Origin of the sequence: Vibrio sp. bablab_jr001, from assembly GCF_016464285.1 — a bacterium.
GTDB classification, from domain to species: domain Bacteria; phylum Pseudomonadota; class Gammaproteobacteria; order Enterobacterales; family Vibrionaceae; genus Vibrio; species Vibrio fluvialis.
Genome location: NZ_JACDWZ010000027.1, coordinates 1 through 14,355, shown reverse-complemented (window position 1 = coordinate 14,355; position 14,355 = coordinate 1). Strand labels below are relative to the sequence as shown.

Below are 14,355 nucleotides of genomic sequence, written 5' to 3'. Positions count from 1 at the left end.
CTCGGACGAAGCGATAAATCCCTAAGTTTTGTGCGTTCAATCAAATACCCGTCAATTCATCAAAATTTGCTTGGTCAGAGATTGAGTCAACTCTGACGCATCCACATTATGAATTTTATCAATATTTGGCGCATTGCCCCTCGTCAACTTCCCACTTTTGACCCGCCTGAGTACGTCAGTTGGGTCAGTTTTGCCCCAAATCCGCCATTTTGTACCTTGTGCGCAATTCACCAATGATGCTCCCGAAACACGTAATCCGCTTTATTGTTGTTACTTATGGAGAGCATTTATGTTCAACTTCTTTAAAACCCGCCCGGATCTGCCGTTATCGGACAGCTCCAGTGCGGAGATGCAAAAACGCTACAAAAGTTTTCAATGGCAGGTCTTCTCTGGCCTGATCTTTGGTTATGCTGTCTTCTACGTCGTACGTATGAGCCTTGGCGTGGTGAAAAAGCCGATGCTGGATGCAGGCATCGTCACTATCGAAGAACTGGGTATCATGGGTTCTGCGTTCTTCTTTACCTACGCATTCGGTAAGTTCCTCAATGGCTTCTTGTCCGACTATGCGAACATCGGCCGTTTCATGTCGATCTCTTTGATGTTCTCCGGTGTTACCGCCGTTTTCATGGGGATGAATACCGTCGGCTTCTTCTTCGTTCTGCTTTGGGGCTTGAACGGTTGGTTCCAATCTGTCGGCTCCGCACCTTCTTGTGTATCCCTGTTCCAATGGTTTTCGCCGTCACAGCGTGGTAGCCGTTACTCTATCTGGGGTGGTTCACGGAACATCGGCGAAGGTATTACCTGGATTCTGACAGCTTCTCTGGTGAGCTACTTCGGTTGGCGTGCAGGTTTCATCGGCGCGGGTATCGCAGCAGTAGTTGCAGCGCTAATTATGTTGAAGCTGTTGAAAGACCGCCCTCAAACTTACGGCCTGCCAGATCCCGCGTCGGCATTTGGTGAAGAAGCAGAGATCAAAAAAGCTTCTGATCCGAAAGAAACTCGCCGCGCGCAGATGTTCATTCTCAAACAGCCGGTGGTGTGGCTGATTGCTTTCGCTTGTGCTGCGATGTACATCTCTCGCTACGCGATGTCTTCATGGGCGGTTCTCTATCTGCAAGAGTCTAAAGGTTACTCACTGATTGACGCTGGCTTTGCGATGTCCATGTACCCAACGGCTGGTCTGGCGGGCGCAATTTTGTCCGGTATCCTGTCTGACAAAGTCTTCAAAGGTAACCGTAATATTCCTAACCTGATGTACGGACTGGCTAACGTGGCGGGTATGTGCCTGATGTTCTTCGGCCCGGACAACCGCTTCGTTGATGCAGCCGCGCTCAGCATGATCGGCTTCTCTATCGGTGGTCTGGTTGTCTTCCTTGCGGGCTTAATGGCGTGTGACCTGATGCCGAAAAACGCGGTGGGCGCAGTAAAAGGTCTGATTGGCCTATGTTCATACATCGCCGCTTCTGCGCAAGAACTGATTTCAGCGTCGCTGATCAAAATCACTGAAGTGGATGGCGTATCAAAGTACGACTTCAGCAGCGCGCAGTACTTCTGGCTGGCCGCAAGTATTGTCTCTGTTCTGCTTGCTCTCACCGTTTGGAATGCGAAGAAAGTGGTCGATATCGACGACGTTGAAGGCAAAAAGCTGCAAACCAGCACCGCTTCTTAATTATTGATCTTGCAGGGGCTTTGGCTCCTGCTCTTCATTTTTGTATTTTGTTTCGTCGTTATTAGGAATTACAGATGTGTAAAACCAAAATTGTGGCTACGCTAGGCCCTGCCAGTCAGAGTCGTGAAAAGCTGACTCAACTTATTCAATCCGGCGTCAATGTCGTGCGCCTGAACTTTTCACACGGCAGCGCAGAAGAACACATTGCCCGCGCCGAACTGGTGCGGGACATTGCCCGAACGTTGAATGTCAGTGTCGGAGTGCTGGTTGATCTTCAGGGTCCCAAAATCCGCATCTCCTGCTTTGAAAATGATGTGGTACAACTCACCGCTGGCGATATCTTCATATTGGACGGTCGATTGGGTCAACAAGCTGGCAATCAGCAACGTGTCGGACTCGATTACCCACAGCTGATTGCCGACTTAACGCCAGGCAACATCCTGCTGCTCGATGATGGACGCATTCAACTGGAAGTGTTGGACGTCAATCAAGCCGAACAACAGGTCACCACCAAAGTGCTCAACAGTGGCAAACTTTCTAACCGTAAAGGCATCAACCTGCTGGGCGGTGGCCTGTCTGCACCAGCACTGACGGACAAAGATAAACAGGACATCATCACCGCCGCCAAACTGAATGCCGATTTTCTCGCGATCTCCTTCCCTCGTAATGGTCAGGATATTGAGTACGCTCGCAAGTTAGCTCAAGACGCAGGCTGCTTTGCACAAATTGTCGCCAAAGTTGAGCGCGCTGAAGTGGTCAGCAGCCTCGAAGCCATGGATGACATGATTCAAGCTTCCGACGTCATTATGGTTGCGCGTGGCGACCTTGGGGTCGAGATTGGCGACGCACGTTTGCCAAGTGTGCAAAAAGCTTTGATTGCCCGCACCAAACATCACGGCAAGCCAGTGATCACCGCAACACAAATGATGGAATCGATGATTGAAAACCCTCTGCCAACGCGCGCAGAAGTGCTGGATGTTGCCAACGCCATTCTGGATGGTACAGACGCAGTGATGTTGTCGGCAGAATCGGCCGCAGGCCAGTATCCGGTCGAAGCGGTTCAGGCCATGGTTCGCATTGCGACGGGCGTGGAGAACGAAGCGTCTTGTGCTCAGGACTGCTGGGACAAGCTGCATCATCTGTGCAGCGATGCGGGTAAAAGTTTTGCTCTTTCATCGATGATTTCCGCCTCAAAAGTACACAAAGATCTTGGCGTAGCCATCATCACTCAAAAGGGTGAAACACCGCTTTTGATGTCTCGTTGCCAAAGCCAGGCAACCATTTGGGCTATTTCAGATAAGCCTGAGCTACTGAACAAACTGGCTCTGCTGCGTGGTGTCACGCCGATTTATTTGCCAAACATCAACCCAAATGCCGACCAGCTATCACAGCAATTGCTCAACGTGCTTCGCCCTCAAGCCGAGCAGAAGCAGATTTCGTCTATTTTGCTGACGCAACTGGAATCCGTTGAAGGGGTGGGCAGCGTGAATGTCTGCCGCCTGCTGAGCCTCACCACTCCCAAAGAATTAGCGGCTTAAATTGTAGGGTTTACCGCACTCGCTGGTTCACATAGTGACCACACCCTCCCCTGCTCCACAGGGTTTTGGCCTGCGCTTGTCGCAGGCCCTTTTTATGACCAGTTAATTTCTGCCTCTAGTGCAGCGAGCGAAGCGTCTATCGTTTGCTTAATTTCATCCAGCTTCTCACTCGCTCGTTGGCGTGGCGATGCAGCGCGCTCCACCTCCTCACACAATTTCATCAATTGTATTAAGCCCAAGCTTCCGGCCGATCCTTTGAGTTTATGGGCAGCCTGCTTGATCGCCTCTTCGCTGAGCGTTTGGTCAGCAAACTGCATCGATGTGTGCTGCGCGCCTTGTCGGAAATAGCGGACGATTTCGGCCATTTTCTCCATGCCAAGTACCTCAATATCGTCATGCAATTGCGCAGTATTGAGAATATTGTCCTGATGAGACTGGCTGTTTGTCGCCTTGTGCGGTGTATCGCTCAGCCTCAGTTGTTGCACCAGCATGCGTGCCAATTCTGACTTCACCAGCGGTTTGGGCAGATAACCGTCAAAACCGGAAGCGAGATAATGGTTCACTTCTTCATTAAATACGTGAGCCGACACCGCCACCATCGGTATCGGTGTTTGCCCTTGCTGCTGTTCCAGTGCTCTGAGCTGATTCATCAGGCTCACGCCATCTCCGTCTGGCAGATTGATATCAAGCAGCGCAATATCGAACCGCTGCTGGGCAAACACGCTCAACGCTTGTTTAGCATTGGCGGCGATCACCACTTGATGGCCCAGGCTATTAAGAAAACCTTCCGCCACCAACTGGTTAACATCGTTATCTTCGACCACCAACACCTTGACTGATGACGTATTGGTCAGCGGCACCTCCGCCGGTTCGGTTACCGCGTCTCCGAGTTCCAAAGGCAGAGAGAAGTAAAAGCGACTACCTTCATTGAGGCTCGATTCAACCTGCAGTTCACCTTGCATTGCTTCCACCAAGCGAGAACTGATGGCCAAACCGAGCCCTGTTCCGCCTTGAGTTGCAAGCCCAGCCTCCGCCTGAGTGAAGGCGTCAAACAAGGTTTGCTGATCGGCAGCACTGATGCCAATACCTGTATCGCACACTTCAAACAGCACGTTGCACTCGTCATTCGGGTCAGGATAAACCGCCAGGTCAACATGCCCTTGCGGCGTGAACTTAATCGCATTGCTCACTAAATTGTTCAGAACTTGTTGTAGACGGGTTTCATCCCCTTTCCAGTAATCCGCCAAATCCGAATCAATGTGCAGGTTGAGAGCTAAACCTTTTTCCTTCGCCCGGCTTTCCATCAGCTGATACACGCAGCGCAGCATGTGACGCAAATTAAAGCTGGCATGGCGAATCTGTAAATGTCCGGCTTCGATTTTTGAGTAATCCAAAACATCGTTAAGAATGGCCAATAAGTTCTGCCCGCTGCGGTCAATCACGTTGACATAATGACGCTGCGTGTCAGACAGCGGAGTATCTTGCAGCAGATGCGCGGTACCCAATACTCCGTTCATTGGGGTGCGAATTTCATGGCTCATGGTGGCGAGGAATACCGATTTAGCGCGACTTGCCTGCTCTGCATCCAGACGCGCTTTGGCATGGTTGAGTACTTCCTGATTGAGCTTTTGGTTCGTTTCGCGTAGCTGTAAGGTGCGCTCTTCAACCACATCTTCCAGATGCGCCTTGTGCTCTTGCAGCTCTCGCTTGGCCTTAACTTCGCTTTCCGCGACAACTTTCAGCGCTTTTGCGGTGTCACGAGCCGTCGCAATCGCGCGGCCCATTTCCGCCAGCTCATCATGGCCTTGCGTTTCCACTTCGACTTGTAATTGTCCTTTTGCGACCGAAAGCAGTGCCGATGTATGCCGCGCCAAGCGTTTAACCACCGATTGATACACCACGCGCCAGACAATGATCGTCGTGGCGATCAGACCAACTAAGCTCAGAACTGACAACGTCCATTGCGCCAGACTTAATGTCCGCGACAGTTCATACACCGCGGCAGTGGCCGACTGGTTAGACGTATCCACCAACTGGTTGACCCGCTGGTTCAAAGAGGCGAACTGGTCCAGCGATTGAGTGGCGAGATCCTGCGCGCGCAACGTACTGTTATGGCGTGCGATCAAATCATCAAACAGAGTCTGCTGCTGTTCCAATTGAGTGAGCAGCAGAGTCATCTGTTTGGAACGGGTTGGATCTTCAACCGCCTGGACGCGGCGTTGCATCACTTCAATATTGGTGACAAATTCCTGCTGAAGCGCGACGATACGCTGAATATCCGTGACGGTGCGGGTCTCTTCAATTTCATTAAGCACTTTGTAGGCCAGCAGATGTAATTCGTGCAGGCGTTCGGACAAATCCAAATCGACCTCGACCAAGGTATCGAGCGCCTTATAAACCTGCGCCGTGCGTTTTTCCTTTAGCAAATCGTAGATATGTGTGACATTGGCCACCGCCACTGTGCTGGTGTTGAGCACCTGCGTGCGGGTGAGCTGTTCAAGCTCTTGCGCCGAAGCGCGCATGTTGAGCGCCTGGTAGTTTAGCGTTTCCGTCAGCTGCAGTTTACGTTCAACTTCTTGTCCGAGCAGACCCAGTGTATCAATCACACTTTGCACATCCGCTTCCAGCGAGCTCAACAACTGAGTATCGGAAGAGTCCTGGCCCAGGGTTTTAACGTGTTCAAGCAACTGGCCGAGTTGTTCAAACAGGGTTTTACCAACCTGCTTACGCTGCTCTTCATTGGTAGCAGTAGAGAGCGTTTGCACCGAACCAATGATGCGATTACTGAGTTCGGCCACCTGACGCGCTTCCAGCATGGCCGGAATGGCGCTGTTGACGACCTGACGTTCGGTTTTTGAAACCTGCGAAAAACCCAACACGCCGATAATTGCGGATAGCAGCACCAGAAATGCCATCGCGATAAACGATAACAATAATTTACGTCCGATGCTGGTTTTGCTGATTCGCATATTGTTGACCTGCTAAGTCGCTTCTTTAAAGGGTGGGAATAGGCTATATTTTGCAGTGTTTACCACTGTTCGCCAATGAATAACCTCATGCTTTATCCGTTTTTTTCTCGCTTGTTTCACACACTGTTGATCCTCGCCTGCTCTGCCTTCAGTGGAATAGCGGCTGCGCAACCTAAAGTGTGCGCTCTTTATCCGCATCTGAAGGATTCCTACTGGTTGTCGATCAACTACGGCATGGTTGATGAGGCGCGCAGAGAACACATCGAACTCAAAGTGCTGGAAGCTGGTGGCTACCCAAACCAACTTAAGCAGCAGCAACAGATCAAAGACTGTATTGAATGGGGTGCCCAGGCGATTCTGCTTGGCACGGTATCGCCCAATCTATACCAGCATGACTTGAGCCAATTGACTGGCGAAGTGCCCGTATTTGCCACCGTCAACCATCTGATTTTAGACGATACTCAGCGTTCGCATCTCAAAGGAGAAGTGGGCGTCGACTGGTACTGGATGGGGTATTATGCTGGCGATTACCTCGCCAAACTTCATCCTCAAGGCAGTGGAATTACGCATATCGGATTGCTACCCGGACCAGAACAGCGTGGCGGTACGAAACCCATGGTACAAGGTTTTTATGATGCGATTCAGCGCAGCGATATTCGCATCGACATCACTCTGTGGGCAGATAACGACAAAGAGCTGCAACGCAATCTGGTACAACAAGTGATCGAACAGCCAGGTATTGATTACATCGTCGGCAGCGCCGTTGCGATTGAAGCAGCCATCAGCGAACTCAGAAATGCTAACAAACAACAGCAGATTCAGTTGGTATCAACCTACCTCAGTCACGGCGTCTATCGGGGACTATTGCGAGACCGCGTGGCGTTCGCTCCAAGTGACAGAATGGTCGAACAAGGACGCTTATCGGTTCGTCAGGCCGTGCACTATTTACGCGGTGAATCGTACCAACATCACGCGGCACCAGAGATCGCCAAACTCACCCCAGAAACGCTGAGTGAGCAGATTATTGCTGAATCGTTATCTCCATCAGAGTTCAGGCCAACTTTTGAAGTAAAAGTCGTTGAATAGCCAAGCGCTTTTGGTTATTACACACCAAGATAAGAAACATTAGGAATGGAACCAATGAAAAAAACAACGCGCACGATGGCGGCGAGCAAACACGTCGCACTGGTTGCTCACGATAACTACAAAGGCGAGCTGCTGCGCTGGGTGCAAGAAAACCGCGAAAAACTGGAGAAACATTCGTTGTACGCAACGGGCACCACGGGTCACATGTTAAGCAAAGAGACCGGATTGGCGATCACCAGTATGATCAGTGGTCCGATGGGAGGCGACCAACAGATTGGCGCACTGATTTCTGAAGGTAAAATCGATGTGCTGATTTTCTTTTGGGATCCACTCAACGCGGTACCGCACGACCCGGATGTCAAAGCGCTTTTGCGTATCGCCAGTGTGTGGAACATTCCGGTTGCCACCAACCGTGCCACCGCCAAGTTCCTGTTCAACTCTGAACTGATGGCACAAGACGTCGACATTGAAATTCCCGATTACCAAGCTTACCTGGCTGATCGCACATAAGAAAATCCCCTCAATTGAGGGGATTTTTGTTTAGCAGTGCGCCAGAAACTCAATGGAAGTGATCACGTGGCAGCCTGCCGCTTTCATCGCAGCCAAAGCTTGCTCAGAATCTTGCGGCGACATATTCACGCCGCGGCATGCATCTTCAATCACTGAGGTCTGAAAACCGAGTGATGCCGCATCCAGTGCCGTGAACTTCACGCAGTAATCTGTCGCTAAGCCAACGATGTAGACTTCACGAATCCCTTTATCTTTCAGGTAATCCTCCAACCCTGTACTTTGCAGACGTTGGTTATCAAAAAAGCCGCTGTAACTGTCGATATCCGGATTCGTTCCTTTGTAAACCACGTAATCAATCGCGTCGGTATTCAAACCGGGAATAAACTCCGCCCCGGGTGTTTTCTGTACGCAATGATCCGGCCACATGATTTGGCTGACACCTTTAAGATCAACCACTTCACCAATCGATTTGCCTTGCACGGAAGCAAAGCTGGCATGCCCGGCTGGGTGCCAGTCTTTCGTCGCGATAACGTGTTCAAAGTGAGGCAAAAGCCGGTTTATCACAGGGACAATTACATCACCTTCTGGCACAGCCAATGCCCCACCCGGCGCAAAATCATTTTGCACATCAACTAAAATCAGCGTCTTGCTCATCATGTGTCCTTATTTGATAAAGATGTACGTTATTTCTGTTTCACCACCGGATAGTCGCTGGCCAAGAGCTCCTGCACAAACGCAGAACCATTGCCACTGTGCGTTATCCATACTTTCTCTTTCGCACGAGTCATCGCGACGTAAAACAGGCGACGCTCTTCTGCATAAGGGAAGCTATCATCAGACTGCGTCAGTGCGCCGTCGAGATGTAAACTTTTCACTCTGGCCGGGAACTGTCCCTCATCAACCGCCAACACAATCACATAGTCGGCCTCTTTGCCTTTACTGGCGTGGCAAGTCATAAACTCAATGCGCAGCGACAGGTAATGGTTTTGCCAGTCACGTAATAATTCTGGTTTGTGGTAGTGATTGCGGCCAAGCAGCAGGACCGTTTTCATGCCGCTCGCTTGGCGGTTAAGTTGATCGAGCACTTTTTCGACGTGATTGCTTGGCGCCACATACACCGCTTTCTGTTTTTGGGTTTTGAAACTGTTGAGCTCTTTCGGCAGTTGACTGGGGTTTTCCTGCACAAACCGGTTGGCAACGCTGCCAATTTGGTCATTAAATCGATAAGTGGTATCGAGATGATGGATCGTCGAATGCGGGAAACGCGCAGAAAACCCCGTCGTCAAATTGACATCAGAACCGGCAAACTGATAAATAGACTGCCAGTCATCACCAACGGCGAACAAGTTAGTAGCATCCGGTTTCTGCTCACAAAGAGACTGAATCAGTTCTAAACGCTGCGGCGAAATATCCTGATACTCATCAATCATGATGAACTTCCACGGACTATTGAACTTGCCTTTTCGGACGTAATCCGTTGCGCGGCTGATCATGATATTGAAATCGATCTGATTGCTTTCTTTAAGCATTTGCTGCCAGGCCTGATAACAAGGCCAGGTCAGCGACAGTTCGCTGTTCAACCGAGCGTAATCAGGATGTTCAACCAACCGTTGCAATATCTCTTTCTTACCGATACTAAGCTGCGCCAACTGATCCAACTGTTTTTCCAGCCACGCAATCAGTTTCGGGTTCTCGACATGGCTGCCCAGCTCATCGTCTCCAGCCAGATAAGCAATCGGCCATTTCGCCAGATGCTTCTGCCAGCGTTTGAAGTTGGTTGGCGTCATCCAATGGCGTTTGAGCCAATCGATGCACCACGCCTTTTTGAGCTTATCGTCCAGTGCAATCGGGGAAATCACCACGCTTTGCTCTTCCACCTGATTAAGAATATACAGTCCCAATTGATGGAAAGTGTTAACACGTGCCTTTTCAGCCGCCAAGCCAATCTTATCGCTCAGACGCTGCTCCATTTCTTTTGCTGCATCGCGGCCAAACGCCACCAACAAAATGTCTTCCGCATTGGCCAGATGGCTTTGCAGCAAATACGCAACCCTTGCCGTCAATACGCTGGTTTTTCCTGAGCCGGCACCAGCCAACACCAAGTTGTGATCGTCATTGAGCAATACAGCTTGCTGCTGCGACACATTGAGCGGTGACGATTCCAGTTTGGAGAACAGCACTTCCCAGTTCAGCCGCTCGTTTTCAATCCAGCGGTGGTTACGCTCTAACAGCGATTCACTGGTATCAAGCAGCCAGGGCGAGAGATGTTCAATATGCTCTGGCAGGCGTTTGTGCGCCTCTTCGAGAGTCATGCCCATGGTTGCCAGATCGTCAAAAACAGACGTCACCCAATTGTCGACCAAAGAATGGGGGAGAAATGACGGTAAACGCTGCAAATGAATCAGTTCATTTTGCCATTTCGGTAAGTAGTGACTGAGCTGCTCGCATTGACGGTTATGCCATTGCTGATAAATAGCAACCAGCTTATGCGCAAACTGGCGACATTCCGGCCAAGGTAATCCCTGTACCAACCAAGAGCGTTGCACACCGAGTTCTTCGTGGGCGTAGAATTGAAGCGCGCCCCAAACGAGCCCGCGATGAATTTTAATCTGCCCATTCCAGACGTTAAACGGAATACGTTCTTCACTGAGGTGCGACGAGAGCACAACCAGCTCATCTTCAAGCTCAACTTGATGATATTCGTTAGATATAAAAAATTGTGCAGTCTTCTTCGCACTTAGCTGCATTGATTATCACTCACCGATTTCGTTGCGCACAATAATAACCTAAACGACCATTGCTATGAAAAATTAATGTCAATTGTTTGATTAGACAACAACCACAACCTGCTATTAAACAAGATGTTAAGCCTGATTTTCTGAAGGAATCGGGAAAAAAAAAGCCCACCAATGGGTGGGCTTTGTCTATCAGTTATTATCTTGCTTGATAATATCGTGCAGCAGATTCGTTATCTGTGTACCTGAAGAGCTATCACTGATGCCAAATTCGGTCGCGCCATTATTCAATACAATCGATTGAGTATAGTTATTGCCTTCAATTTTAAGCTCAAGCTCAGTTCCGTCGACTTTTACCTCAATGTGTGACAACAGATCTTCCATCGAACTGTAAGATGTCTCGTCCAGCATCTGTGACAAGTCAATCTTATCGCCAGAATGGAAGTCAGTAATGACATCCATATGGGTCTTAAATTGATCTTCAGCTTTGGCAGCACCTTCACCACCGAAGACAAACAGATCATCACCATCACCACCCGTCAGAATGTCGTTGCCATATCCGCCGATGAGAATGTCATTCCCCGCACCACCGTTTAGTGTGTCATCACCACCTTGGCCATAGAGGATATCGTTACCATCGCCGCCATTTAGGATATCGTCACCACCACGACTATCACCGGCGACGTTAAACAGTTCATGGTTGTCTTTGATGAACTCATAGATATCAACCTGAGACGGTGTAGAACCATCACGCAACTCAAGGAATGTCACCAGAGCGTCATAACCCGCACCATCGGCTAAGTCGGAAGGTTTATCCGGGTTACCATCTTGCCCCCATGGTAGCTCGTCAGTATTAATTGAGTCGCCAAACAGGATATCGTTACCTTCGTTACCGTTGACCGTATCGTTGCCCATCTCCGCAATATCAGTGATGGTTTTACCACCTTGCAGAGCAGCCTGAAGATCCTCGGCTGAATTTACAATTTGGACTTCGCCAGCCAACGCATAAGTCGGAGATACAGAGTATATATTGTCAATTTCAGCCCAAGCACTCTGCCATGTAATATGACCGTCTAGTGAAAATTCGAAGAAGTATCCATCTTTTGCCAGATCGGATACTGACACACTACCACTAGAGTCAAGAGATCCTGAAGCCACCAACTGATAAGAGTCATTATAGAGTTTCCAACCAAATGTACTGTTTACGACTTTTACGTCAAACTTAATTTCCGATTCGCCGTCATCCAGATATTTGATAGTCGAACGATAGACAACGGGAATAGTGTTGTCATTAGTATCCATATCCGACATAACAAGACTGTTGTGTCCTTTGTACACTTCACCATTACCATCGCCACTAACCACATAGCCTTCTATAGAGTTATTAAATTTGTAGAGGAAACTCGTAGAAGCAAGGCTATCTACACTCTGCATTTCTGTCGTATTGGTATTATCAAAGAACTTCAAAGTATCTTGCGAAATATTATCACCAATGCCGATTGCCATGACTGTCGACTTGCTACTCAACTCTGCGAATTCATCCAAAGCGCTTTGTAGGGTACTGCTATTAGGCTCACCATCGGTCAGGAAGAAAGTCAGATTCTGGCCGTCATTGCTTAAGCTATCGAACCAATCATTCGCAGCTTTCATCGCAACATAATAATCAGTACCGCCATCCGCATTGAGTTGAGTCGTAATCTGATTGATGAGGTCAGTGTAGCCCTGTGTGTTCGGTTGCAAGTCACTGACTTCAAAAGACACATCAATATAGTAATCAAAACCAATAAGCTTAAGGTTGATTGTTCCGTCGTGTTGACTGATCTGTTCAACCAGATTCACCAACGCTTCTTTAACGACATCTACACGTGATTTGCTGTAATACCCACCATCGATCGAGTCATCCATACTGCCCGATGTATCGATGACCAGCGCTATGTTGTAATCCACACCAGGCTGAACGCTGACAACATAACCGCCAATATCGCCCATCAGGACATCGTCGCCTTTGCCACCATTTACAGTGTTATCACCGTTAGGTGCGCTATCCGGCAGGCCAACGGTACCAATGTCTGTTGAAGCATATTTAGGCAGATCCGCAGCTTGGCCGTTGCTATCGACTTCCTGAGCACCAACCGTAACTGAAAGATCTGGAGAAGTACCCGCTGGAGCCTCTACGACTAGCGTGACTTTACCATCAGAATCCAATGCGCTTGCCGGAATACTCCAGCGGCCGTTACCAAGATCCTCACCAATAGACAACGTCACGCCATCAGGCACACCGGATACAATAACCTCCGTGATCACTTCGCTGCCATCAGCATCGTTAAGATCAACATCGATGTTCAATTCAAGAAAATCAGTAACTTTAGTCAGAGTACCATCATGAATTTCGTACTTGCCATCGTTGAGGTACAGAGTTTCGATGCTATAAAAATCGTGATACGCATCGTTACCTTTATACTTAAAGGTAAAATCTGCCTGTGGTGCTAGCGGGTTGTCGCCTTGGGCAATAAAGACAAGATCCGACAATGAAGCATTCAAATAAGCCGTATCGTTTCCTTCACCGCCATAGTATGTTGTTGTGGCTTCTATCGAAGTAGAAATCAACACATCATCACCACTGCCACGCTCATCACCGTACATCACTAAGTTAGTAACGTTGCCACCAATCAAAATATCCGAACCTTCATGACCGAAAATCTGTTGGGTTGAGTCGTCTCCAATCAGGATATCGTTGCCTGATGTACCAGTCGTTCCCGCATCTGGGTTATTCGCGATAATGCTTTCAATGTAATCGGACACGTAATGGTCACTATTGCTGAGCGACGCAGTTACCAATAGACCATCAGAAATAGGCGCAACGTGGACAGTTACGGTAGCAGTATCCGTCAACCCATCACTATCCTTAACGGTATAAGTAAACGTGGCGTCGCCATCGAAACCTGGCGCAGGCTTAAAGCTAATAGAGCCATCATCATTCAATGTCACAGTGCCCGTCGATGGAGAATCGACCGACGTGATTTCCAATGTGTCACCGTCAGGGTCAGAATCGTTTGCCAACAAGACTGAAGGATCGATAGTCAGACTTCCGTCTTGAACCATACATAACTCATCGCCCAACACCGGCGCATCAAGCAGTGGAGAGAAGCCACCGACCAAAGCGCCATCTTCATACTGTCCAATCGCAACATCCAGAACAGCATTGCCACCTTGATCCCAGTACACAATTTCAACGTTATGGTAACCATCAGAACTCAATGTAAAAGTGTCATGGACACGCTCGGTCGTAGACTGAATACCGTCGTACTGAGCAACCACTTGACCATCGACTTTAATAAAGTAACCGTCGTCCGCATTCACTTTCAGCGAATAAGTCCCTGCAGCCAAGTAAACCGCACCAGTCAGCAACATCACGCCATCGGTGGTGTTGCTCGGTACAGAACCCTTCATCGAGCTCGCGTCAGAACCTAAGAAATCTTGCAGCTGCGAATTGGACGTTAACCCACCATTCTGATTCCCGTTGCTTAACTGGTAATCAATGTTAGACACATCAAACGTCACGTCCGGCTGATTTTTAGCAATAAGATCCAGAGCATCTGCTATCGAATCCATGTTACCCAAACCACCAGTCCGCTCGTCGTACGCATAATATTTACCCGAGAAGCAGTGGTTACTGGTTGATGTATCGTCTTGGGCTATAGGGGCCACTATATAACCACCGTCTTTATGGTCACCGCTCGCCTCGGTCGTCGCCGTGAACGCGTTGCCCGCTTCATCGGTGCCACTCACGCTCGCCACGATGGTGCTGTCCGCATCCGCCACAAGGTCACTGCCTTGCACATCGATGC

At 49.2% G+C, this 14,355-nt stretch carries 8 protein-coding genes; 4 read left to right on the top strand and 4 right to left on the bottom strand.

Features of this window, described 5'->3' with window-relative positions; translation table 11 throughout:
- Positions 1–289: 289 nt before the first annotated feature.
- Positions 290–1,669, top strand: a complete 1,380-nt coding sequence (locus JIG40_RS01655) for an MFS transporter (RefSeq protein ID WP_020332452.1) — start codon at positions 290–292, stop codon at positions 1,667–1,669.
- A gap of 74 nt (positions 1,670–1,743) precedes the next feature.
- On the top strand, positions 1,744–3,207 hold the full coding sequence (gene pyk / locus JIG40_RS01650) for a pyruvate kinase (protein ID WP_199464665.1): 1,464 nt from the start codon (positions 1,744–1,746) through the stop codon (positions 3,205–3,207).
- A 92-nt stretch (positions 3,208–3,299) separates the two neighbouring features.
- On the opposite strand, the gene torS is transcribed toward pyk, so the two are convergent.
- Complete coding sequence (gene torS, locus JIG40_RS01645) at positions 3,300–6,176, bottom strand: TMAO reductase system sensor histidine kinase/response regulator TorS (protein ID WP_199464664.1); 2,877 nt, start codon at positions 6,174–6,176, stop codon at positions 3,300–3,302.
- A 75-nt stretch (positions 6,177–6,251) separates the two neighbouring features.
- On the opposite strand from torS, the gene torT reads away from it, so the two are divergent.
- Entirely contained in the window at positions 6,252–7,262 is a 1,011-nt protein-coding gene (gene torT, locus JIG40_RS01640) for a TMAO reductase system periplasmic protein TorT (RefSeq protein ID WP_199251558.1), read from the top strand.
- A 54-nt stretch (positions 7,263–7,316) separates the two neighbouring features.
- Complete coding sequence (locus JIG40_RS01635; protein ID WP_020433155.1) at positions 7,317–7,772, top strand: methylglyoxal synthase; 456 nt, start codon at positions 7,317–7,319, stop codon at positions 7,770–7,772.
- Between the two features lie 30 nt (positions 7,773–7,802).
- Here JIG40_RS01635 and pncA read toward each other — a convergent pair whose 3' ends face one another.
- The 3 genes from pncA to JIG40_RS01620 all read right to left on the bottom strand — a co-directional run bounded on the left by pncA (position 7,803) and on the right by JIG40_RS01620 (position 14,329).
- Complete coding sequence (pncA, locus tag JIG40_RS01630) at positions 7,803–8,426, bottom strand: bifunctional nicotinamidase/pyrazinamidase (protein ID WP_199464663.1); 624 nt, start codon at positions 8,424–8,426, stop codon at positions 7,803–7,805.
- 29 nt (positions 8,427–8,455) lie between these two features.
- Positions 8,456–10,519: a DNA helicase IV gene (gene helD, locus JIG40_RS01625; protein ID WP_165880715.1), complete on the bottom strand. Its 2,064-nt coding sequence runs from the start codon at positions 10,517–10,519 to the stop codon at positions 8,456–8,458.
- A 180-nt stretch (positions 10,520–10,699) separates the two neighbouring features.
- A complete protein-coding gene (locus JIG40_RS01620; protein ID WP_348541332.1) occupies positions 10,700–14,329 on the bottom strand; it encodes a cadherin-like domain-containing protein in 3,630 nt (1,209 codons plus the stop codon).
- Positions 14,330–14,355: the final 26 nt, after the last annotated feature.